Origin of the sequence: Mesorhizobium sp. M1403, assembly GCF_040317695.1 — a bacterium.
In the GTDB taxonomy this organism is placed as follows: Bacteria; Pseudomonadota; Alphaproteobacteria; order Rhizobiales; family Rhizobiaceae; genus Mesorhizobium.
The window spans coordinates 370,711-393,427 of the sequence record NZ_JAMYKY010000002.1 but is presented as its reverse complement, the minus strand read 5'-3'; the positions used below and the strand labels follow the sequence as shown (position 1 = coordinate 393,427).

The window sequence follows — 22,717 nt, the reverse complement described above, 5'->3', positions numbered from 1 at the left end:
ACGGCCGAGACGAATCGTATCCCGGCCTGGAGCGGGTTGATTCTGGTTCCCGCGGTGAAATGAGCCGGCATCATCAGCATCATGCCCTCGTCGCAGGAGGCCACGACATCACGCCGCCGGGGGGCAAGCGGGCCGTGGATCGGCTGCCGAGGACATCATAATAAACGTCGCTTAGCGCTTGCGCGCAGGCATCCCAGTCGGGCAGCGCCAGATCCGGGACCTCTCGACGGGCCTCCAGTTCTTCGGCCATGGCGGCGGCCAGCTCTCCCGGACCGGCGTCGCGCGGAATCGCCCGGCACAGGCCATTGGCGGCCAGCTCCCGCAGACCGGACGTGTCGCTGACGAGGACCGGGCGGCGCAGCGACAGGGCTTCCATCACGGTGACCGGATGGGCTTCGTATTCGCTGAACAGCACGAATAGCGCGGCGCTCGCCAGGAGGTCTGCCATTTTCTGCCGCTCGGATCCGGGGATGCCCGCAATTGTGACCCGCTTCTCAAGGCCGAGCAGCGCGACGAGGCGCCGCAATTCTCCCTCGTACGGGCCTGTTCCGACGATGTGCAGTCGCACGTCCGGTACCCGGCGGATCAGTTCGGGCAAGGCCGCGATCGCCCGGTGATGGCCCTTGTAGCGCTCCAGCCTGCCGCCGGAGACGATCAGGTGCGGATCGACCTTGATGCCGGGGCTCGGAGCCGGCATCGCGGCGCCGTTCGGGATGACGACAAACCGTTCCCGCGGTACACCCATCCTCATGCTGAAGAAGCTGGCTTCGAATTCGGAGACGCCAATCAGCCGCGCGGCCCGGGCCACCAGGGGCCGGAGCAGCGCGTGCTGTGTGCCGCGGACGGCGTTGCGCAGCCGGGAGGAATGCCCGCCGCTGTGGAAGGTCAGGACGAACGGCAGGTGCCCGCGGACGGCCGCGAGCAGCCCGATCGGCGCCACGAAGGTGTTGTAACCTTGGAAATGGATCAGATCCCAAGCCCCGCGCCGGATTGCGGTATAAATGCCGGGCGCAAAATAGAGGTCCAGCTCCCGCGGCCAGGCCCGCACGCGCCGCACGCGCATGCCGCGCACCTCCTCCTCAACCGGCAACTCCCCCGAGGGATCGGTAGTGAGCACGTCGACGGCGTGGCCACGCGCCACCAAGCGGGGACCGACTTCCTGGATGTGAGTTTCGATGCCGCCTATGAGGGGGTAGCAGCGAGCGGCAACCATCAGGATCCGCATCAGGTCTGTCCACCGACAACACAGGCTGTCGCGCTCCGCCTGCGCTGTTGGTGCACCCTCTCGCGCAGGATGGTTTTCAGGACGCGCCAGCCGTCCGGCATGGCGCGCAGATGGCTCACACCGCTGATGCGCGGAGCTTCGAAACTCGCCACCTCGACGATATTGAGGTGGTTCTTCAAGGCCCGCACGTTGATAAGGGTCTCGATCTCGAACCCATCGCAATCACAGTCCAGCGTGGCGACGTGCTTGGTCCAGAAGGCTATGTATCCGTAGCATAGATCGGAGAACCAACCGCCATAGAGCAGCCGCACGAACAGTGTCAGCCCCTTATTACCGAACATCCGGAACAGCGACATGTCGTCGGTGCCGGCGCCCTGGATAAAGCGTGAACCCTTGACGAGATCCGCGCCGGCCATCAGCGCACTGACAAAAACGATCGCCTCCTCCGGCACCATGGAGCCGTCGGCGTCCAGCATGACGATGATTTCGCCTGTGGCGGCCAAGAATCCCGCTTGCAGTGCCGCGCCCTTGCCCCGCCGGGGCTCCATGACAACCTTCACGTCCTCGCGCAGGCGGCGCGCGACCGCGACCGTGTCGTCGGTCGAGCGACCATCCACGATAATGATCTCATGCGCCCAGTCGGGGATGCGCGGCAGAAGCCAAGGGAGGTTCTCGGCTTCATTGAGCGTCGGGACGACGAAGCTGACCCGGGGCAGAGTCAGCGATCGGCGCAGCGCGAAATCAATCGGGTCAGGCGGCGATACGGCGCCGACAGGGGCGAGAATGCTGGCGAGACGGGCGTTCATGACAGCGCTTTGAGGTCGTACGATGGAACCCATCCGGGGGACATGTTGTGCTTCCATGACCCTATGAGCTCCCTGCAAATCCGGTGCTCCACATTACGCGCACGCAAATGCGCGGCCAGCGCCAAACCGTAGCGGCCAACTCCAATGACCGCCACATCCACGGATGTGCTTGATCCAACCATATGCGGGCTCCTGATCGTAATAAAACAAAGATTAAATGAAAGAAGATTGGTACCCTTGTGGCCCCCTAATCTTAGTTTGTTGTTCAAGCATTACTGATGCATATCTGAAATGGAAGGACGATGATGGTTAGGAAAAGACAAAAGATGATTAGCTCATTTGGGGTATCCCTCCAGGTTATTTCCAGCCCATACCCCAGCGTGGATAGTACGGCAGCGGCACCGATCACCTTCAGCAGCTGTGTTGGCAGCGTTGCCAAACCCGTTTAGACCTCTGGGGCCACCTTCAACGCCAGCGAGGACATTCATCGACCGCGGCCGGCACTAGCGCACAAGCGACAATTTCTACCGAGCGAGCCGTTCAGAAGGCAGCGAAGGTTGCCGGCAGCGCAACGCTGAGATTGCCACTGGCCAGAAGTTGCGAAGTGCAGGTGGACTCTCTCCTTCAATCGGCCGTGATTTCCGAGCTTATTCTGTGCTCGAGATAGGTCGAGCGCGCCCGGCCCTTTGCAGGCGGGGTACCTTGCGCTCGACCGTCTGGCTACCGGTAACTAACCCGGGCGCGAGACCGGTCAGGAGGGGGGCTGTCACGCGGCCCGAGACCGGCGCGTCGGGTACCAGCGACCGATACGAGGTCGTGACCTCTCGCGAACCCCGGATATGCCCGAACAGGTCGATCACCTCCAAGCCAGACCGGCGGTTGTAGGTGTGACACCCAAACCCTCCGCACCAAATGCGACCGACCGGGGTCTGGGCAAACTCCGACGCGCCGAGCGCATCGATCTGGCAGAACGTCACCGCGCCGCCATAGCCGCCCCCGCAGTCTTGGACCGGGCGTAGCGTGCGTCCGCCGTGTCGGATGACGGCGCCTGCGGGGCGGCTGAGCCTGGCATCGAGCAGGACGGGGTTGCCGGCATGGGGCGTCCAAGACCCGGTCAGGCTCTCGGCACGGTAAAGGCTGAGGACGTCCCAGGACGTGGACCTCCACAGCCTTGGGCTGACGAAAAACCAAAAGCCGCCCTCATGGCAGAGCGGCGTCGTATCGTAGCCCTCAATGCCTTCCATGAGGCAGGCCTCCCGCGTCCACCGGTAAGGGAATTCAACTGCCCTGTAGAGGCTGACATTCCTGGCCGCCCCCGATTCGGGGATCATCCAGATCTGCCCATCCTGCTCGAACACGAACGGGTACGAGAGGTGATGCGGTTCCTCCAGCACGATCCGGGATGCGCCGGCTGTCCCGTCCCGGTTCACTGTCACGACCGCAATGCACCCCCGGTTCTTCGAGTAGAGGAACTGTTCGACAAAGATGAAATCCTGCCCCTGGTGCCGGAACGGGAACGGGTCGGCAAGGTAGCTGTCGGCCTTTCCGGTGAGCACCCGGAAGGCTGCTTCGCCTTTGTCGAGCAGGCTCGCCGATTCATCGAAGCGCCAGCCAATCTCCCACGTCCTGCCGCCCCTCGCCAGGACGTCCAAAAGCCCGATCGCCTTTGATGCTACCGTGCCGGTCGCCCTTGCAAGCGCGGAAAGCGCGCCAAACGAAGGCACTGCCGTCCCTAGACGGGGGATACCGGACGCAGTTGAACCGGTTTCCTCGCACAGGACTTTGAGAATCAGCGGCACAGCGCAGGAAAGGGCGCTGTCGAGCCTCGCTGCCAACACTTCACGGTCTGCACAGGCCGGACGCGCCGTCCACGGCCGCAACGGGCGCGCGGTGTCATGCAGGTCGACGAGAATATCCTGATGATTCACCCAAGCCGCCACGACTCCGATCTCGCCGGGTGCGCCGTTGAAGACCGGGGTGAGCACGCGCCGCCCCGCCGGGAGCGATTCCGCCCCGCTCAAATCGATCACCACATCCACTTGGTCGGCCGGAGGCGGGGGCAGGCACCGCAGCGCCGCCTCGACGGGGTCGATGGCGCCGTTCCCGCGAAAGCCATAGACCAGTCGTTCGAGTTCGAGCAGCAGACGGCAGATTAACGGCAGCGGGCGGCGACCGGCCGCCAAAGCGCAGGAGACTTCGTTACCGGGCACTTCAGCAAGCGCTTCTGCCAGCCAGAGGTGCCACCGCAGTAGCCGGGATGGATCAAGACTCAGGCAAATGCGCATTGTTGTTCTCACGGCGGATTTCAAAAGGACGCCAGCTCACAGCTCCCACGAGAACCACCTCAGGCGATCCGCCTAACCTGCACTCCGCCGCGGGCTCGCGAGCCAAGGGCGGCAGATGGAAAGCCGCAGCGCGCGCCGCAGCGCGAGGATGGGTTCCACCTACTGCGGTTGCGGGGACTGGCCATGGGGGGAGCCGAACGCTTGATTGGGAGATGCCTGAGAGCACGGGTCCATACTCGAGCGGCTGGAAGTCAGCCAGGCACCACTATGCCCGATCGACGCCGGCCTGTGTGAGGCCAGAGGGGGTAGTCCTTCGGGGGCTCTTGCGCTGTGCTTCCGGCAAGGGTCACGTGGAGGGATGATTATCGACTGGCAACGGGCGAAATACGGACTGCGCAACGCATGGTTGTATGCGCTCGTGTTCGCGTTCGTGTCCGTTCCGGCAGTCGCGAGCGCCGCGGACCATCCATCGGCAACGTCCTTCATCAAGACTTCCGGAACGAACTTCACGTTGGACGGCAGCCCGTTCTTCGTGACCGGGGTAAACAACCACTATCTGACCTACGGTTCGCAGGATGAGGTCACCCGCGTTCTCGATGACGCGGTGGCGATGGGCGCCAATGTGGTCCGCATCTTCCTCCAGCCGGTGATCGGGTCGCTCGACGGAAACGTCGCTACGATCTGGGATTGGCGGCGTGAAGGCGATGCCAGCAATCTCGCGGTCAAGGGCACGTACCTGCTCTACTGGGATCCGAGTCAAAGCAGGATGGCGATCAATGACGGCGCCAGCGGCATGCAGAAGGTTGATTTTCTCATCGCCGAGGCCGGCAAGCGGCGCCTGAGGCTCATCATCGCCGTCTTGGATTTCTGGGCATTCACGGGCGGCGTCCAGCAGATGCGGGCCTGGTATGGGAGCCGCGACGAGTCCACGTTTTTTTTCAATGACGCACGAACGAAGCGGGACTACACGACCTGGGTCCGCCACGTCGTGCAGCGCGTCAACCCGCTCACCGGACTTGCCTACCGGGACGACCCGACCATTATGGCCTGGGAGCTGATGAACGAAGGCAATGCGCGGCCGGAGGCCTTGCGGCTGGCCTGGACTGCCGAAATGTCAGCGTACGTGAAGTCGCTCGATCCCAATCACCTTGTCAGCTCAGGGAGTGCCAACATTCTCCAGAAGAAGTTATCCGATTTGACGATCCCCACTCTCGATTTCGGGACCTGGCACGGCTACCCGCTCTATTACAACCTGACGGTCCAGCAATTCAACGACATGATTACCGAGTTCTGCCAGCTAGCGGCCCGCGCCAAAAAGCCGGTCCTTATGGAGGAATTCGGCTACGCCCGCTCCAATCGGGACTCCGCCGAGGCTTACGCCATGTGGCTTGATACGCTTACCCGTGATCCCAGCTGCGCTGGTTGGATGGTGTGGCGGCTGGTATCGCTGCAGGACAGCGGACGCTATCCCATCGACGAACATGACCAGTTCGATGTCCGCAATGACGGAAGCGCGATCTGGAACATCCTCAAAGCCGCGACGGCGCGGGCGGCGCAGACCCGCGAAACCGCCTCAGAAATCATCCGGCAAGTCCCATGACCGAAGCCTCTGTCGTGATCTGCGCGCAAACGCTCGACCGCTGGCTGAACGTGGCAACCGCTTCGGTGCGCCGCCAGACCCGCCCCGCCCGCGAGATCATCCTCGTCGACAACAATGAAGCGCTTTTGGGGCGCACGCAGCGCGAGATCAACGGTGTCGTCGTCACACCTCTGTGCGGCTGTCGCACGACGGGAGCCGGATCGTCGACGGCGCCGGTCCTGGCGTTTCTCGATGACGATGCGATCGCCGATGAGCGCTGGCTGGACGAGTTGCTGATGCCTACGCCGACCCACGCGTGCTTGGCGTCCGCGCCCGCATCGAGCCTCTATGGCGCAAACCTCGGCCCTGGTGGTTTTTTATGCCGAAAACCGGATTCCGGGTAGGCCGAATCCCGCGTGGAAGCCTGGCATCTCAAAACCAAGACCATCGCACTGTCTATCGAAGGGCTTGGGCAGATATTGGCAGCTCAAGTCGGGAGAATTCCTAGATGCGTATCCTGATGCTTGCGCAATCTTATCCGCCGATTGGCGTTGGCCAGGAGGGCGACGTCCGAAACCTAAGTATCGGTCTCGCACGCCGCGGTGATGACGTTGCCGGTGCCACAACCGGGCAGCCTGGATCAAAAACCGGGCAGACAGAGGATAGCGTCAGTAGCGAACACCGGCAGATTCCGCGGTCCCCGACCATCTCGGTGATTATCTGTGCCTACACGCAGGACAGATGGGAGCTGATGCTTCAGTCGGTGGCCTCGGTTCAGGAGCAGAGCTTGCAACCCTGCGAGACCATCGTATGCATCGACCATAATGAGATCCTGTTCCACCGTTGTGCCGCGTACTGGGCTGACTTTGCCGCATCCACTCCTCCGATACGGGTGATCCAGAATAAGTATGACGGGCACCTGGGGTCGGCCCGAAACACGGCAGCCGAAACAGCTGCCGGAGAGATCCTGGCGTTTTTGGATGACGATGCAGCGGCCGACAAGGACTGGCTGCAAATTCTTACCCATCCGTATCGTGATGAGCGCATCGGCGCCGTCGGCGGGCGTCCCTTACCAGTTTTCGAGGCTGGCCGCCCGGCCTGGTTTCCTGTGCAGTTCGACTGGGTGTTCGGATGCGCTTATGACGGTCTTCCGACCAGCCGAGGCCCTTTGGCTCACCTCATAGGTGCCACCATGTCGGTGCGGCGGCCCCTCCTCGAGCAGGTGGGAGGGTTCCACTCCGACAATCACGACGACATGGACATGTGCCACCGCTTGGCGCACATCAAGGGCAGTGAGGCGGTCATCTACGAACCGGCAGCGACCGTCCGCCACTTTGTACCCGCCTCACGGCCGAGTTGGAAGTACTTCTGGCGCCGCTGCTTCTTCGTCAACAAGGGGAAGGTCGAGGCCTTTGCCCAGATGGGCGACGCCGCTACTCTGGGTGCAGAGACCCGCTTCGTCTGGTACGCGCTGACCAAGGGCGTACCGCGGGGGATTTCGCAAGCGGCCAAGGGTGACGCCCACGGGCTGGCCCGGTCCGCGGCAATAATCGCTGGCCTGGGGCTGGCCGCGGCAGGCCACGTCGCCGGCCGGATCGACCTGGCGCGGCGATTGCGCCGGCAGCGCCAACAGGCTGCCAGGCAGGTATTTGACACAGCCGCGCAAGCCGGTGGGCGAGAGAAGTGAATGCCATCTTCGATAATCATTGGTTCGGGTCCGGCTGCAGCCGCCGCCGTGTTGGCGCTGTCCGAGAAGCCGGACGAGACGATAACCGTGTTCGATCCGGGCACCGTGCTGGACGCGGAGACGCAGGAGGTAATCTCCAGGCTGTCCAAGCTGCGTGTCGACGACTGGGATGAGGAGGACGTCCGCCGGGTCGGCCTGCAACCCAAGCAGGTCCAGTCCGATTCGCTGCCTGAAAAGAGAAGCTATGGATCCGATTTCCCGTTTGTCAACAGGGGCCAGCTCGACGGAGTCCACTCCCAGGGTAGAGTCAACTCAGCTGTCATCTCATGCGCCTACGGGGGGTTCAGCAATGTCTGGGGGGCCCAGATCATGCCCTTCAGTGCCGCGACATTCAAGAGATGGCCGTTCGGCTTCTCGGATATGGAAGAGCACTATCGGACGATCCTGGGTCACATTCCTTTCGCTGGAGAGTCCGACGATCTCGATGAGTGGTTTCCGCTAATCGGATCCCCGAACCCGCTTCCGCCGCTGGCACCGCGGACACAGATGGTCCTGGCCAATTACGACCGGCACCGCGATCGTGTACGCTCCACGGGAATAAGGATAGGCCGCGCCCGGCTCGCCTTCTCAGCGCCCGAATGCCAGCCCTGCGGCCTATGCATGACTGGGTGCCCGCGGTCACTGATCTTTTCGGCCTCGCACAGCTTCGACCGCTTCAGGCGCAGCGGGAGGATTGACTACCACAGCGGGCTGCTCGCGGTGCGAGTCGGCCAGGAGGCCGATAGGGCCATTGTGGTGGCCCGGGAGCTGTCCAGCGGCCGGATCCAGCGATTCACAGCGGACCGGGTCTTCGTAGGTTGCGGAGCAATCGGGACCACCCGGCTGATCCTGGGCTCGCTCGGATCGGACCAGCCGGTCCATCTTTCGGAATCGGCTCAGTTCGTTCTTCCAATGATGTCGGCGAAGCCGACCCCCGATCCACGTGCAAGGCGCGAGTTCACACTCAACCAGTTCAACATGGTCATCGGCCGGGACGACGAAGGCTTCGATGTCTCACAGATTCACTTTTATCCGTTCAACCAGGCATACTACGATGCGCTGCCCGGCTTCCTCCAACATCCCGCCGCCGCCTTCGCGACGGATCGGCTCCTGAGCCGGTTGACGGTGGGCCTCGGCTATTTGCCGTCCTGGGCGTCACCTAAGATCCGGGTCACGGCCCAGCTGCCCGCAGCTCCTGATGAGCTACCCCAGATCACCCTTGCTTCGGAGGGCTTCAGCGAGGCCAGGGTCAGGGGCAAAGACGTGCCTCCGATGCTGCCTGACGTAATAAAGCGGATTTACAGGGCGGCACCTTATCTCGACTTGTGGCCAGTCACGTCGCAAATGCTGTGGTCGGGCGGGGCCAAGAGCTACCACTTTGGCGGCAGCTTTCCCCACGCCAGTGAGCCGGATACCGGGAGTGCGACGACAGACCGCCTCGGGCGGCTGGCGCGCTGGGATCGGATCCATCTTATCGACGGGTCGGTTTTCCCAAATGTTCCAGCTACTACCTTTACCCTGACTGTGATGGCAAATTCTCATCGCATCGCCTGCGAAGCGATGGAACTGACGGGGTGAGCGTTCGATGCGGGTCGGTATCACCGGGGCCAATGGATATGTCGGGACCATTCTGCGTGCCGCCTTCGCCGAAGAAGGGCATGAGGTCATCGCGTTCGCCCGTCCGAACCGGGTGACCTCCGAATCTGCCGCCGCAATGGCCGGCATCGCCGAGTGGCGCCCATATGAGATCAAGCGCCCGCCGTCGGCGGCCGCATTCAGCGACCTAGATGTGCTCATCCATGGTGCATGGGACCTGACTCTCGTCAGCGCCGGCGATGTCTGGGGTGTGAATGTGTCCGGCTCGCAGCATCTCCTACGCAATGCCGCCAACGCAGGGGTTCGCCGGGTCATTTTCATCTCCTCGATGTCCGCTTATACGGGAACCCGTCAGCTGTACGGCCAGGCGAAGTTGGCCTGCGAGCGCACCGCCAGCAGTCTGGGAGGCGTCTCCACCCGCCTCGGACTGGTGTACGGCCCCAGTTGGCGCGGGATGACAGGCGCGCTCCGCAAGCTCACCAACCTGCCGGTCACACCTCTCATCGGGGCGCGCTCGCATCAGTTCACCGTGCATGAGGCGGACGTGGCAGCCGCCATGGTGCGTATTGCCGAGTCGGACATGCCCCTCCCGGAACCGGTAGGGCTGGCCAACCCCGAACCGGTGCCGTTCCGACGGCTCATGAAAGAGATCGCCGCGTCACAAGGCAGAACACTGCGCGCCGTCCCGGTGCCCTCTCAGCTTGTCAGTGGCGTCCTCAAGGCAGCTGAGGCCCTGCATGTCCCCCTACCCTTCCGATCCGACTCCATCCTTGGGCTCGTGCACCCGGCGGCAGAGGTTCCCGGCGTAGAGCGGCTCAAGCAGCTCGGAATCGAGTTTCGGAGCTTCTCGCTGGACGGCGATCGACCTTGAAAGTATGGGAGATCCGCCCGGCCTTGCGGGGGTGACAGTAGCAGTTTGACGTTTCCTGGAGGCCACTTGCCACTGCAACTTTCGCCTTCGTGAGCCTCCACGCACACGAAAAGTCAGTTCGCGCTGGGCGACTTTGAGAGCCCAAGTCACAAGAGCCGGGTCTGCAATTGCCACGTCGGCTTCATACCGAAGGATCAGCGCAACGGGTTGTATGGGCATCTGCGCAAGCACCTTGGCGAGGTGTTGCCAAGAGCGCGAGGATCAACGGCAGGATCAATTGAATTCCTGGCGCTGACTTGTCACCTTTTGTGGCACATCAATCAGGGGCCGCGTCGCCGCTTTGCGTGACTCAAGTCCAAAGGCCCCGGCTTCGCCGGTGAATGGCTACTCTAGGGTGCGTGGGGAACACCCGAGATTGGTGGAGAGGAGAGGCGCCAGCGTCGAGCGAAATTCGATACCGCAGCGTCTCGCCCCTCGGGTCTCGCCATTTTCCCTTGCCGCTACTCCGACTCGGTTGTTCTGACGCGTGCCTAACACCAACTCAGCTAGTGAGGACCATCAGCGAGGCGCCGCCGAGTAAGCGCACCGACAGGTCCTCTCCGGCAATAGTCCGGACAATGTGCCGTGCGGCGTTACCGAGGATGGCCGTCGTAGTTCGCCATTCGGGATGAATCTGCAGGATATCTTCCGCCGTCCTAGTGTACTGTGCGCCAATAATCTCAAAGCCCGTGTCGCGCAGAGTCGCTAGAGCTGTTGCTTGATCAAAGTAATGCAGGTGACCGACCTCCTTACGTTGCTTAAGGTGCTGACCGCGCAAAAGCCCGACGATACTAATGTCGAGAGGAATATGAAACACATAGTATTTCGAACGTCCTCTGAGCCTTCGAAGAAAGCCCATATAGTCATCGATATGTTCGAAAACATCGATGCACAAAAGAAGATCGCAATTTTCGTTTGTTTGAAAGAAATCGCCGCAGTGAAAGCTTAGGTTGTTTCTTTCTCGCTGTTTGGCCAAATTTATAGCATAGGGAGCGATATCGTAGCCGATGGCCTTTGAGTCACGGAAGATATCGTGCTGAAGAAGGGCATTCAGAACGCCTCCCGTCCCGCAACCTGTGTCGACAATTTTCTGGCAGCTGATGTTGTTAGCGCGCACGATCTTGGCGATGTTCGCGGCCTTGATACCGCCATCTTCATCATGCCAAGTCGGATTGGCAGCGGCATAATCTTTTCCGGTGTAGAGGTCATTACTTGACATCGTCTCTGCCCATCTGCGTGTGCTCGAACCAGACTAAGTTGCCTCGCCGAATGCTTCGATGTTACTAATAATTGCTTGTGGCTTTGAATGAAAAACAACCAGCGATCGAAATCTCTGCATGGCCCCAAGGCCAGTCCAGAACGGGAATCCTCGTCAACTTTGAAGTCGCCCCGTTGATCGCACTTCACATTTTGGGGAAGAACGAATCTCGGGACGGCACCGTCCGCGTTGAGGTCGCTCCAGAGTTCGAGAGTCCCTCCCTTGCCCCGGGCTGCACACTAGGTGCAAACCGCGCACCTCAGAAAGTGGGCGCAACCGGATAAAAACAAAACCTAGTCATTACAAATGTAACGACACTCTCGATGCCGTCAAGCCGCCCCTTCGGGCTAGGCAAGGCAGCGACAAGTCGGTTCTCGTCAGATTACATGGGCGAAGCTGGCGCCGTTGGGCCCATCTGAGGTAGCTCATGGGAACCAAAATCTCCGCGTTCCACAGCGACCCTGACTGCTAGAATGCTGTCGCCGATCAGGGACAAGCGATGCCGCATTACCGGCTCTACGTTCTGAACGAACACGGCTAATTCATGGGCGCGGTCAACCTTGCCTGCATAGACGACGATGCAGCGAAAGAGCACAGTAACCGGTTGGCAGTTGGCCACGAGGTGGAGCTTTGGCGACTGGTTGCTCGTTCAAATTCGGGGGACGTCCCGCGGCGACGAGGCGCCCACACCCAGGGGCCCGTTTCAGCCATTTCAACAATCCGCTTGAGCGATCGTACTTCCCTTGGATGCGGTTGCAGGTTTTACCGCTGTTCGATGCAGGGACGTTGGCGTTGCGATTGAACGGCCTGTCCGGTGCTGTAGGGGCTGCGCTCGACAACGGTGCCCGCTTCCACTTTCAATCATTGAAAGCGGATGATGCGGACATCGCCGCCGTGCCACCGGCGACGTCGCTCAGCGACACGTGTAGAGACTGGAGCGTAGTCGACGCCGCAATGGCGCACCTCGGCCAGCGCATCGGCCGCGCACACGGCACGGTCGAGCATCCAGGCCGGCAGCTCCGGCCATTGGCTCGACGGCTCGTCCGCCACGCAGCTCGGAAGACATCCCGGCCGTCCTTCTCGACGACCTCATATGTGAACGACCCGCTCGAACCGCGGGCCCCCAAACCAGTGCGACATTTTAGCCGACGGACACGGTTTTCCTAGGACGTCCGGAAGGCTGTTTCGGTGCGGTTGTTCGACACACTATCTGAGAGTGTTTATAGGTTTTCACACTATATGAGAGTGTTGATAAGTTTTCGCCTAGCCTCATTCTCGCCGCAAATGGCAGTAATGTCTCATAGCTTGCGTACATCGTCCACGAACAATCCATTCACGTAGGTACAAGACGGTGTGCGGATAAGCTAGGAATCGTAAATGCTGCGTTTTACTTAGGGCGCTGGTGGAATGACAACAAAAAAAACGCAATGAACTAAGGATCTACCGTTGCTTTTACTAAACGGCATGCTTGGCGGCGCGTCCGCCGGAAGAGCTGCGCTCGGCTTCAATGCGGCTGCGGCCCGAACCGTTGAACACCTTGCGTGCGTCAGCTGCGACACCGTTTCAAGGGAGGGCCTGATGGGCATTCCCGTCGACAAAACTCACCTTCGATGGCGAGTTCAACGTTAAGCTCGCTCGACAATAATGTCTGGGCGACTTCCAAAGCTCCGCTACTTTGAAATCCGTTCGCGGTGCCCAACTGCGAGTATGCGATATGTCGCGCGCCTGGCGATGCGCGGCAGTGGAATTCCCTGTTTTCAACGCCAAATAAGGATCACCGAATGGCTCTTTCCGCACCTGCAGGCTTTGCCTCTAGCGACCTCGTCTTCGAGGAAAACTTCTCCGGTACGGCCCTCGACAGCGACTGGCATACCTACATCACCAGCAATGCCGCCAACGGCTGGCCATGGAATAGCAATGGATCAGGAGGAAGCAACGCAGGCTCGCAGTATTATGCCGACTATGATGTGCCGAGCCAAGTGTCCGTGAGCAACGGGCAGTTGGATCTCACGGCGATCAAGCAGCCCATCAGCGGCATAAATCAGGGGACGACACAGACATACCCGGTCACGTCCGGCGGGGTCAGCAGCTACGGCAACTTCGAATTCGATGGCGGCTACCTTCAGATCAGCATGAAGGCGCCGAGCGGCGACGGTGCATGGCCAGCCCTCTGGCTGTTGCCCGGGCAAGGCGCCGGCAGCAGCGGCGACAATTTCGAGATCGATATGCAGGAGGGTGGATTTACCGGTTCGGGGCCGGCAGACCAGATGTTTTCCTGGCACCTCCACTCGCCGTCAGGGTGGGTCGGCGACAGCATCGATACCGGCATCGACCTCACGGCCGGCTTCCACACATACGGCATCAACTGGGTGCCCGGTGAATCGATCACCTGGTATCTCGACGGGAAACAGATGGCGCAAGTGACCAGCGCACAGGGCCCGATCCCGGATGAACCGATGCAATTGATCATGAACAATGGGGTCGCGAATTCGAACGTGACCGGGTGGCATACGGCTCTGGATAGCTCGACCCCTTCGTCAATGCAGATGCAGGTCGATGGGGTTCAGCTCTATCAGAAGGCGGGCAGCGGCGACACCGTCACGGGTGCGAACGTCGCTCCCCCAATCACTGGCTCGACCGGGACCGAGACTGGGTCTGGAACCGGGACTGTCCCTCCTTCCGGCGACACCAGCGATGGCACCTTGTACGGCACCAGCGGCGCCGATGTATTCCACGGAACCAGCGGCCACACGATGATCGGCTATGGCGGCGACGACACCTACCATGTCGATAATGCCAGCGAGAAGGTGGTTGAAGCGGTGGGCGGCGGCAACGACAGTGTGCTCGCCTCGGTGAGCTATGCGCTTTCGGCCGGCTCGGAGATCGAGCATCTCGCCACCAACAACCCGTCCGGCACGAAGGCGATCAGCTTCACCGGCAACGAGTTCGCCCAGACCATCCAGGGCAATGCCGGCAACAATGTCATCAACGGCGGGCTCGGCGCCGACGTCTTGACCGGTTACGGAGGCCACGATGCCTTCTCGTTCAATACTGCTCTTGGAGCCGGCAATGTCGATAAGATCACCGACTTCCAGCGCTCCCAGGACACGTTCCATCTCAGCGATACCGTTTTTGCCGGGCTTCAGCCGGGAGGGCTTCCATCCAAAGCTTTCTTTGTTGGTGCAGCCGCGCATGACAGTTCCGATCATATCATCTACGACAGTGCAACCGGGGCGCTCTCTTTCGACAGCGACGGGGCCGGCGGCGCATCTCAAACACAGTTCGCCACCCTTTCCCCACATCTCTCGCTCACCGCAGCCTCATTCTATGTGACCTGAAGGAACGCGGGGCTGCCGTGGCCAAATAAGATTGGATAAACAGCACCTCAAAGCCATGATCCCGAACCGAAGTCAGTGTAGCAAAAGGCGGGAGCCGGTTTTCGGAGAAGATCCTGCTCAAGCAAAAGACATGGGGTTCCATCCCGATGCCATCGGGATGGAACAGGCTCTAGTTGTGAGCTTTCTGTAGGTTGTCCATTCGGACCGAACCGAGGGAACTGGAGTTACCAAGCTTCGGGTCCGAATGAACCTCCCAGACCGGCACGCGCAACATCATCAGCTACTTTCTCTCGCCAATGATGCAATACAAGCAGGAAACACTGCGAGAGCGGTAAGAAGCCGGTTTGCAGCCGACGAAAGTTCGCCCTCCGGTTTCAACTCGAGAGCGGTGCAATCTTGTCGAGGCGCAGCCGAAGCATGCGATACGTCAAAGGCGGGAAGCGGTCGGCTCGAAGCTGGATGACCAAAGCCGGTTGTGGAAGGTCGAACTGCACAACTCGCTCGCGAGACAGGCCTCGCGCTCCACATTGCATCACCATCCGACGGGCACATCGACGTGGAGCAACATTGAACACCCCTGTTCTGCGCATCACGCAAACCTGGCGCGGACCGCGCCCTCCTCGATCGCGTGGCCCTGGTCGAGCTGATCGCAGTCACGACAACCAAACGGGCCTGAAGTTGGGCGCGCGGTCGATGCCGCGACCGAGGAAAAAAAGGGATCAAGTGAACGATGTCGAGATGGAGGCGCTCGCCATTAAGGCGACGCATTCATCCGGAATGGAACTACACCATCCGCCCGAGATCAGTGGCAAATCGGAGCAGTTGACGGGTCCTAGCCCGAGCTCCCTCCCCTGCGCCATAAAGACCGATGCTTGCAGGTGACGCCGATTTGGGAAACTATTGACCCCGCGAGGCCTCTCACGCGATTGATTTGGTTCAGGCTGCCGCAGCTGAATTCGTGGCGATCTCTAAAACCGACCTCGTTCTGCTGGGAAATACAAGTGCTGACGTCGCGGCGGTCATTCCTGAAGCTCTTTGGCGCCATGTCGCTCGCGGCATTCGGGCTGGTGAGTTATGCCGTCGCGATTGAACCTCGGTTTCGACTGCGTGTCACTCGCTACAAGCTCCTACCGCCGCGCTGGCCGGCGGCTGCCAAGCCTCTGCGCATCGTCGTGATCGCTGACATCCATGCCTGCGAGCCCTGGATGTCTGTTTCCAGGATCGACGAGATCGTCGGTGTTTCGAATAGCCTGCAGCCCGATATCATCCTTCTCCTTGGCGACTATGTGATGGGCGTGCGGCCGCGCTATGCCACCGGGATCGTGCCCGACACTGTTTGGGGCAGTTCACTTTCAAAACTTTCCGCGCCACTTGGCTGCCACGCCATTCTCGGCAACCACGACTGGTGGCACGGTGTCGACAGCGTCCGCGCAGCCCTCGTCGACAATGGAATTCCGGTCCTCGAGAACACCGCGACGCTTATCCGGCAGCAGGATGGCCCAGCGTTCTGGCTCGCGGGTCTTGGCGACCAGTGGGCCATGCAGTTTTCTCGCGGCGTGTACAAGGGGGTGGACGATCTGCCTGGAACAATGGCCGGAATACCCGACGACGGCAATCCGATTTTGCTCCTTGCGCATGAACCCGACATCTTCATCGCTGTTCCTGACCGTGTCAGCCTGACGTTATGCGGCCATACACATGGCGGGCAGGTGCGCTTGCCATTCATAGGCACCCCCATCATCAATTCAGCCTACGGACAGCGCTTCGCCTACGGGCATATCGTCGAGGGTGGGCGGCACATGATCGTATCCGGGGGTTTGGGCGTATCGTGGCTGCCGGTACGCTTCGGCGTGTCGCCGGAGATCATGGTCGTCGATATCGGCCCCAAAACGTCCTCTCGTCCTGTCGACGAATGACATCTGCTGTCCCCAGAGAGACCTGCCGTCCGCGGACCGTTCCGCGTGAGGGTATTGATGGTCGTGTACATGCGGTCGGGGTTTCGCCGTGTTCCCATCGCCTCCAAGACGAACGCGGCGCAGTCCATCATCCTTTCCCTGGACAGACGGAGTTCCGCTGATCCCTTTCGATTTCCACTTGAATGCCATTGAGAAGGCGAGCCAGGCGTCCGAAACGCCTTTCGTCGACATTCTCGCGGAACGGGAACTTGAATGCGGTCAGCGGCATCTAGCAGCCCACCCTTGTCGTCAGCGCCTGAGCAGGAAGCACCTCCAGAATACAAAGCCCGAGAGATCCTTTCGGCCATCGGCAGGCATGGTCCTGTTGAATGAGGGGGGCGAACCAGGGCGTTGGGGCTACCCCCATTCCCGAAGGGGCCTGCGCCCGGCAGCGTGCTAGCATTGTTGCCCGCAATTGCGGAGCAAAAACCGTGACCCTGAACATAGTCGGCCAAGCCAGACCAAACACTTTTGAATTCGAAACCTCGGCGTTGATCAAGCCGTCCGGGTTTCGCGAATATGATGCACGCTGGTGGTTCGGCCATCCGGGCTCGAACGAGCCGCCGGAACTCAATCTGATCGGCGTCCAGGCGCTCGGCATGGGGCTCGGCACGCTGATCCGGCGCCTGGGTGCGGGACCTGATATCGTGACCGGCCATGATTTCCGCTCCTATTCGCTTGCCATCAAGCTGGCGCTGGTTTCCGGGCTGATGGCCGCCGGCGCGCGGGTCAAGGATGTCGGGCTGGCCTTGTCGCCGATGGCCTATTTCGCCCAATTCGCGCTCGACACGCCGTCCGTCGCCATGGTCACCGCCTCGCACAACGAGAACGGCTGGACCGGCGTCAAGATGGGCGCGGCGCGCCCGCTGACCTTTGGTCCGGAGGAGATGAGCGCGCTGAAGGCGATCGTGCTCTCAGGCGATTTCGACCTTGTCGGTGGCGGCTCCTATGACTTCGTTGCGGATTTCCGCAAAACCTACCTCGACGATCTGACAGCGGGAAAGCGTATCTCGAGGAAGCTCAAGGTGGTGGCCGCCTGCGGCAACGGCACCGCCGGGGCTTTCGCTCCCGAGGCACTGGAAAGGATCGGCTGCGAGGTGATCCCGCTCGACGTCGCGCTCGATCATACGTTTCCCAATTACAATCCCAACCCCGAAGACATGAAGATGCTGCACGCCATTCGCGACAAGGTGCTGGAAACCGGCGCCGATGTCGGGCTCGGCTTCGACGGCGACGGCGACCGCTGCGGCGTGGTCGACAATGAAGGCAACGAGATCTTCGCCGACAAGGTCGGCGTCATGCTCGCGCGCGACATTTCGCACCTCTATCCCGGCTCGACTTTCGTCGTCGACGTCAAGTCGACCGGCTTGTTCAAGACCGACAAGGTGCTGCGGGAAAATGGCGCGGTCACCGATTGGAAAACCGGCCATTCCTACATCAAACGGCGCGTCGCCGAACTCGGCGCCGCCGCCGGTTTCGAGAAATCGGGCCACTTCTTCTTCAATCCTCCGATCGGCCGCGGCTATGACGATGGCCTGGTCACGGCTATCGCCATCTGCCAGATGCTGGATCGCAGCCCGCAAAGCAGCATGGCCGACCTCTACCGCGATCTGCCGCTGACCTTCGGCACGCCGACCATGTCGCCACATTGCGCCGACGAGCTCAAATACGAGGTGGTCGCGAAAGTTGTCGGGGAATTCACGAAAATGAAGGCGGACGGGATCGAGTTCGCTGGCCAGCCGCCGGCCAATCTCGTCACCGTGAATGGGGTGCGTGTCGTTGCCCAAGCCGGCACGTGGGGTCTGGTCAGGGCCTCGTCGAACAAGGCGGAAATTGTTCTCGTCGTGGAAAGCCCTGTCTCGCCGGAACGACGTCGCGAGATGTTCGAGGCTGTCGATGCCGTGCTGCGTCGCAATCCAGAGGTCGGAGCCTACAACCAGACATTTTGAGAGGACTGGCCCATGCCGGAGCGGATCGTAAGTTTTGTGATGAGCGGCGGCATCGGCTCGCGGCTGTGGCCGCTCTCGCGCGAAGACAATCCCAAGCAATTCCACGACCTTTCGGGCGACGGCTCCATGCTTGCGAAGACTGTCCGACGCCTCAAGGCGCGGTCGGACGGCGAGACGCCGATCTATGTGGTAGCCTCCGAACGGCATGCCGACCGCGTTATCTCGGACATCGGTCCGCTCGGCCTGAACGGCGGCAGCCCGATTTTCGAACCCGTCGGCCGCAATACCGCCGCTGCGGTGGCCATAGCCACCTTGCACACGATCTCCAAATATGGCGGCGAGGCGCTTGTGCTCGTGGTCCCTTCCGACCATCAGATATCCACCGAAACGCAATTCTGGGAAACCGTCGAGGCGGGCATGCCTGCCGCCGATTCAGGCAGCATTGTCGTATTCGGCATCAAGCCGACGCATCCCGAAACCGGCTACGGTTACATCGAGGTTGGGGCAACTGGTGACGGAGTGGCCGCCGTTTTGCACTTTGTCGAAAAGCCCAATGCCGAGACGGCCCGCAAATATGTGGCTTCGGGAAGATTCTACTGGAACGCCGGCATCTTCCTGTTTCGTGCCGACACGATGCGGAAGGCATTTCTCGAGTTCCGGCCGGACATCTGGGACACCGCGGAACGGGCCTTTAAGGCTGCACGGACCGACGTCTTGGGCATCTACCTGCCCCAGAGCCTCTATTCGGCTGTCCCGTCGACGTCGATCGACTACGCAGTCATGGAGCATGCACGCGGTATTGCGATGGTTACGGCTTCTTTCCGCTGGAACGACCTTGGATCGTGGCAATCGCTTCTCGAAGCCAGCCCGACGGACCGCGACGGCAATGTCGTAATGGGCGACGTTGTCGCCATGGATTGCGGCAACTCCTATCTCAGAAGCCAGGGCAGACTGCTGACAGTCATTGGAATGAAGCATGTGGCGGTGGTGACGACACCGGACGCGGTATTCGTCGCTCCTGTCAGCCACAGCCAGAACGTGAAGAAAGTCGTCGAACAACTCGAGAAGAGCGGACGCCTTGAAACGAAGTTCACGGGGTCGGACGACCGGGTCATCATCAGCGGGTCATGGCGCAAGCGGGTCGAGCACTGGCTCTTCAACGAAACCTTGCCGCTGTGGTCCACTGCAGGTGTCGACGATGCGTATGGCGGCTTCCACGAGGCGCTCGGTTTCGATGCAAGGCCGTTGGGCAAACCCAAGCGCATGCGGACGATGGCTCGCCAGATTTACGCCTTCGCGGTGGCCAAAGAACGCGGCTGGGCTGGACCGGCCGACAAGCTCATCGACCACGGCATCGAGTTCATCGCCAGACACGGCCGCACCGATCGCGGTGGCTGGGTGCGCACCCTCAATTGCGACGGCAGCGTGGCTGACCCGACGGAGGACGCCTACGACCATTCCTGCGTGCTCCTGGCGCTTGCCCATGCTCACCGATGCGGCCATCAGGATGCCATGCAGCTGGCACAAGAGACGTTCCATTTCATCGACACCCATCTCGAGGACGTCAGCTTGAACGGCTTCCTCGAGACCCCCGGCTGGAAGGGGGTGCGGTTCTCGAACCCGCACATGCACATGCTGGAATCCTTCCTTGCCTGGCATGGCGTCACCGGCGAGCGTGCATATCTCCGTCGGGCGGCACGCGTCGTCGATCTCTTCCGGTGCCATTTCTTCGACCAGGAGAGCTGGACGCTTGGGGAACATTTCGACGTCGATTGGTTACCGTTGCCGGGAGACGAGGGACAGTGGACCGAACCAGGGCACCATTTCGAATGGGCTTCGCTCCTCGTCGAGTTCGCGCGGGCAAGCGGGCAGAAAGACTTGGCAGCCTACGCCAGGAAGCTCTACTCGTCGGCGATCGCCAGCGGATTGAACCGGGCCACGGGCCTGGCTTATGCAGCCGTGTCGCGGCAGGGAATTCCCTTCGACCGGCTCTCCCGCAGCTGGCCGCAATGCGAAGCCGTCAAGGCGGCCGTCGCCCTCGACGGCATCGGCGGGCCTGATCTGAAACCCGAGATCGAAGCTCGTGTCGCCCGCCTCTTTAAATGGCATATCGATCCCGCACCGCTTGGCTTGTGGATCGACAGGATTGACGAGCGCGGAAGGTCACTGGCAACGGAGGTCCCCGCGAGCATTTTCTACCACCTCGTGACGGCCTTGATGCAGTATTTGGACAAGACCGGAGGGCAGGTCGAACCATTCCCGCTGCCAGCTTTGGATACGAGCAAGAGCGTTGCGATGCAGGGTTACGGCTGACCCAACTGTCCGCGTAGCTGCGTGTTGGTCAAACGATCAATAGCGAAACTAGTAGAAGATCGGGAGGAATACCCATGAAAGTGACAATACTGGCAAACTATCCGCCCCATGCCTACAAGGGGTTGATACAAGGCTCAGACAGAGAAGCTGCAATCAAGGCGGTTTTGGAAAGCGTTGGTGGCAAGGTGTCCGGTGTGATGTTTACTCGCGGCGCCTATGATATTGTCATCAATGCTGAGGTTCCGGACCAGGCCGATGGGATGGGCCTAGCACTGGCGGTGCGGGCAAGCGGCTGGGTAAACGACCTCGTTGTCCTCGAAGAACTCGACATAAATGCGGTGCTCGCAGCTGCCAAAAAGGCTGCCGGCGTTTACAAGCTCGCCGGCTGATTGGACTGGCTGTACATTGAAGGCAGCACGGTTCCGATTGAACGCGCCGTGCTGCCAAGCCTCAAGGAAAGACAAGCTGGGGTTTCGGAAAGCCGAAGCAGGCGCCGCATTGGTTCTGCTTCGATACCGCGCCGACAGCGAACACGCCCGGCTCAGGGGTCAGAAACGGAGGTCATGCCGAGCTAATTTTGGAATGTACACCCTAGAAGGTGCGCCCGACGGATCGGCGAGATCCGGTTTTGTAGAGGTTTCTTGTCGGAGCGCTTCTTTATCTAATCGGAGCGCGACAAGGCAATCGAGATCACATTGTCAGTATCTGTTTCAGGTAGCTCGAACAGCATTGGCAAAAATTGGCGCTCGGGCGGCGTTCTCATGATCACCGTCCCTAAGCGAGCTCGGACCTTACGACTTTCCAGGATACTTATGGTCATGACGCAGCGGCTGGAGCTAGCCGTCACCTCCCTGCACCCTGTGCGCCGCCACCAATCTCGCGTAGAAGGGCCCTGGCCGAACCCGGCCCTGCGACGCGAGAATTCCATGCGAATAGTGTTGCCTGTCCTGTTTCTCGGCGCCGCCCTCGCCAGCCTGTCGTCCGCCCGGGCAGCGGCCGGCGATTGCGGCGATGCCGCCGCCCTGGTGCAGCAGGCCTATCCCAAGGCCCGAAAGAGCGCCGACGGCGCCTCGTTCACGCTTGCACCCCATACGAGCATCGCCTCAATGATCCCGGAGAGCGATGCGCCATTCGGCCTGGCCTGCAAGATCTGGCCGGCTCATGACGACCTGCTTTTGGTCGCGGTACCGCTGATCGACAGCGCTAACAGCGACCACCTGCATGTCGGCGACATCGAGCTACTGGTCGTCGATAGAAAGAGCCTGCGGGTGCGCCAGCGCCTGCTCCAGCCTGGACTGATGACCGATGATGCCATCGCGATCCGTAAGGTGGAATTCGACACCGGCCGCTATGCACTGGCCCCTGAGGTCACCGCCTTCGGCCTGCGCATCGAAATGGCAAACCATTCGCAGGCTACTCCCTTCACTGAAACCGACCTGCGGCTCTATGCCGTCGCCAGCGATGCGCTGCGCTTGGTGCTCGACGGCCTCGTGGTGACCGGCCATGGCGGCGAAGGCGATGCCAGTTGCGCCGGATCGTTTCATTCCAGCCAGGTCAGCCTGGCGATGAGCCCGGCGAGCCATCACGGCTATCATGACATCATTGCGGTCGAGCGGACGGACACCGACGATCCCTCCCCCGACAAGGATGGCGAGTGCCAGTCCCATCCCGGCAAGCCTGTGAAGCGGATCTACCAGCTGCGCTATGACGGCAGCCGCTATTCGGTTCCCGCGGCACTCAAGGTGATGGGGTTGTGACGCGGCCGCACACGTCCCTG

At 61.1% G+C, this 22,717-nt stretch carries 15 protein-coding genes; 11 read left to right on the top strand and 4 right to left on the bottom strand.

Annotation, left to right across the window (positions count from 1 at the left end; translation table 11 throughout):
- Positions 1-79: 79 nt before the first annotated feature.
- From NKH01_RS06560 to NKH01_RS06550, 3 genes are all read right to left on the bottom strand, one after another.
- Complete coding sequence (locus tag NKH01_RS06560; RefSeq protein ID WP_353019658.1) at positions 80-1,225, bottom strand: glycosyltransferase family 4 protein; 1,146 nt, start codon at positions 1,223-1,225, stop codon at positions 80-82.
- Entirely contained in the window at positions 1,225-2,031 is an 807-nt protein-coding gene (locus NKH01_RS06555) for a glycosyltransferase family 2 protein (protein ID WP_353019655.1), read from the bottom strand. Before NKH01_RS06555 ends, NKH01_RS06560 begins: the two co-directional genes overlap by 1 nt.
- A 647-nt stretch (positions 2,032-2,678) precedes the next feature.
- A complete protein-coding gene (locus NKH01_RS06550; protein WP_353019653.1) occupies positions 2,679-4,316 on the bottom strand; it encodes a glucosamine inositolphosphorylceramide transferase family protein in 1,638 nt (545 codons plus the stop codon).
- A gap of 358 nt (positions 4,317-4,674) precedes the next feature.
- Between NKH01_RS06550 and NKH01_RS06545 the strand changes: the two genes are divergently transcribed.
- The 5 genes from NKH01_RS06545 to NKH01_RS06525 all read left to right on the top strand — a co-directional run bounded on the left by NKH01_RS06545 (position 4,675) and on the right by NKH01_RS06525 (position 10,088).
- Positions 4,675-5,916, top strand: a complete 1,242-nt coding sequence (locus NKH01_RS06545) for a glycoside hydrolase 5 family protein (protein WP_353019651.1) — start codon at positions 4,675-4,677, stop codon at positions 5,914-5,916.
- Positions 5,913-6,299 carry a glycosyltransferase family 2 protein gene (locus NKH01_RS06540; protein WP_353019649.1) on the top strand — a complete coding sequence of 129 codons (387 nt, stop codon included), beginning with the start codon at positions 5,913-5,915 and terminating at the stop codon, positions 6,297-6,299. The genes NKH01_RS06545 and NKH01_RS06540 overlap by 4 nt, the downstream gene beginning before the upstream one ends.
- Positions 6,300-6,403: 104 nt before the next feature.
- Entirely contained in the window at positions 6,404-7,582 is a 1,179-nt protein-coding gene (locus NKH01_RS06535; RefSeq protein ID WP_353019646.1) for a glycosyltransferase family 2 protein, read from the top strand.
- Positions 7,583-9,199, top strand: a complete 1,617-nt coding sequence (locus NKH01_RS06530) for a Rossmann-fold NAD(P)-binding domain-containing protein (RefSeq protein WP_353019644.1) — start codon at positions 7,583-7,585, stop codon at positions 9,197-9,199.
- 7 nt (positions 9,200-9,206) lie between these two features.
- On the top strand, positions 9,207-10,088 hold the full coding sequence (locus NKH01_RS06525; RefSeq protein ID WP_353019642.1) for an NAD-dependent epimerase/dehydratase family protein: 882 nt from the start codon (positions 9,207-9,209) through the stop codon (positions 10,086-10,088).
- Between the two features lie 541 nt (positions 10,089-10,629).
- Here NKH01_RS06525 and NKH01_RS06515 read toward each other — a convergent pair.
- Positions 10,630-11,346, bottom strand: coding sequence for a class I SAM-dependent methyltransferase (locus NKH01_RS06515; RefSeq protein WP_353019640.1), 717 nt, complete (start codon positions 11,344-11,346; stop codon positions 10,630-10,632).
- A 1,820-nt stretch (positions 11,347-13,166) separates the two neighbouring features.
- On the opposite strand from NKH01_RS06515, the gene NKH01_RS06510 reads away from it, so the two are divergent.
- The 6 genes from NKH01_RS06510 (at position 13,167) to NKH01_RS06485 (ending at position 22,697) form a co-directional block, all read left to right on the top strand.
- Positions 13,167-14,723, top strand: a complete 1,557-nt coding sequence (locus tag NKH01_RS06510) for a family 16 glycosylhydrolase (protein ID WP_353019638.1) — start codon at positions 13,167-13,169, stop codon at positions 14,721-14,723.
- 1,001 nt (positions 14,724-15,724) lie between these two features.
- Complete coding sequence (locus NKH01_RS06505; RefSeq protein ID WP_352857788.1) at positions 15,725-16,639, top strand: metallophosphoesterase; 915 nt, start codon at positions 15,725-15,727, stop codon at positions 16,637-16,639.
- A 470-nt stretch (positions 16,640-17,109) separates the two neighbouring features.
- Entirely contained in the window at positions 17,110-18,627 is a 1,518-nt protein-coding gene (locus NKH01_RS06500; RefSeq protein WP_353019636.1) for a phosphomannomutase/phosphoglucomutase, read from the top strand.
- Positions 18,628-18,639: 12 nt separating this feature from the next.
- A complete protein-coding gene (locus NKH01_RS06495) occupies positions 18,640-20,940 on the top strand; it encodes a mannose-1-phosphate guanylyltransferase/mannose-6-phosphate isomerase (RefSeq protein WP_353019633.1) in 2,301 nt (766 codons plus the stop codon).
- Positions 20,941-21,014: 74 nt separating this feature from the next.
- On the top strand, positions 21,015-21,329 hold the full coding sequence (locus tag NKH01_RS06490) for a GYD domain-containing protein (protein ID WP_353019631.1): 315 nt from the start codon (positions 21,015-21,017) through the stop codon (positions 21,327-21,329).
- 537 nt (positions 21,330-21,866) lie between these two features.
- The gene (locus NKH01_RS06485; RefSeq protein WP_353019629.1) at positions 21,867-22,697 is read left to right on the top strand and encodes a PA3715 family protein; all 831 of its coding nucleotides are present in this window, start codon (positions 21,867-21,869) and stop codon (positions 22,695-22,697) included.
- Positions 22,698-22,717 lie beyond the last annotated feature (20 nt).

Bases quoted from the DNA above. Each gene is read 5' to 3' on its own strand.
- NKH01_RS06560 (WP_353019658.1), bottom strand. From the start codon at position 1,225: ATGCGGATCCTGATGGTTGCCGCTCGCTGCTACCCCCTCATAGGCGGC.
- NKH01_RS06555 (WP_353019655.1), bottom strand. From the start codon at position 2,031: ATGAACGCCCGTCTCGCCAGCATTCTCGCCCCTGTCGGCGCCGTATCG.
- NKH01_RS06550 (WP_353019653.1), bottom strand. From the start codon at position 4,316: ATGCGCATTTGCCTGAGTCTTGATCCATCCCGGCTACTGCGGTGGCAC.
- NKH01_RS06545 (WP_353019651.1), top strand. From the start codon at position 4,675: ATGATTATCGACTGGCAACGGGCGAAATACGGACTGCGCAACGCATGG.
- NKH01_RS06540 (WP_353019649.1), top strand. From the start codon at position 5,913: ATGACCGAAGCCTCTGTCGTGATCTGCGCGCAAACGCTCGACCGCTGG.
- NKH01_RS06535 (WP_353019646.1), top strand. From the start codon at position 6,404: ATGCGTATCCTGATGCTTGCGCAATCTTATCCGCCGATTGGCGTTGGC.
- NKH01_RS06530 (WP_353019644.1), top strand. From the start codon at position 7,583: ATGCCATCTTCGATAATCATTGGTTCGGGTCCGGCTGCAGCCGCCGCC.
- NKH01_RS06525 (WP_353019642.1), top strand. From the start codon at position 9,207: ATGCGGGTCGGTATCACCGGGGCCAATGGATATGTCGGGACCATTCTG.
- NKH01_RS06515 (WP_353019640.1), bottom strand. From the start codon at position 11,346: ATGTCAAGTAATGACCTCTACACCGGAAAAGATTATGCCGCTGCCAAT.
- NKH01_RS06510 (WP_353019638.1), top strand. From the start codon at position 13,167: ATGGCTCTTTCCGCACCTGCAGGCTTTGCCTCTAGCGACCTCGTCTTC.
- NKH01_RS06495 (WP_353019633.1), top strand. From the start codon at position 18,640: ATGCCGGAGCGGATCGTAAGTTTTGTGATGAGCGGCGGCATCGGCTCG.
- NKH01_RS06490 (WP_353019631.1), top strand. From the start codon at position 21,015: ATGAAAGTGACAATACTGGCAAACTATCCGCCCCATGCCTACAAGGGG.
- NKH01_RS06485 (WP_353019629.1), top strand. From the start codon at position 21,867: ATGCGAATAGTGTTGCCTGTCCTGTTTCTCGGCGCCGCCCTCGCCAGC.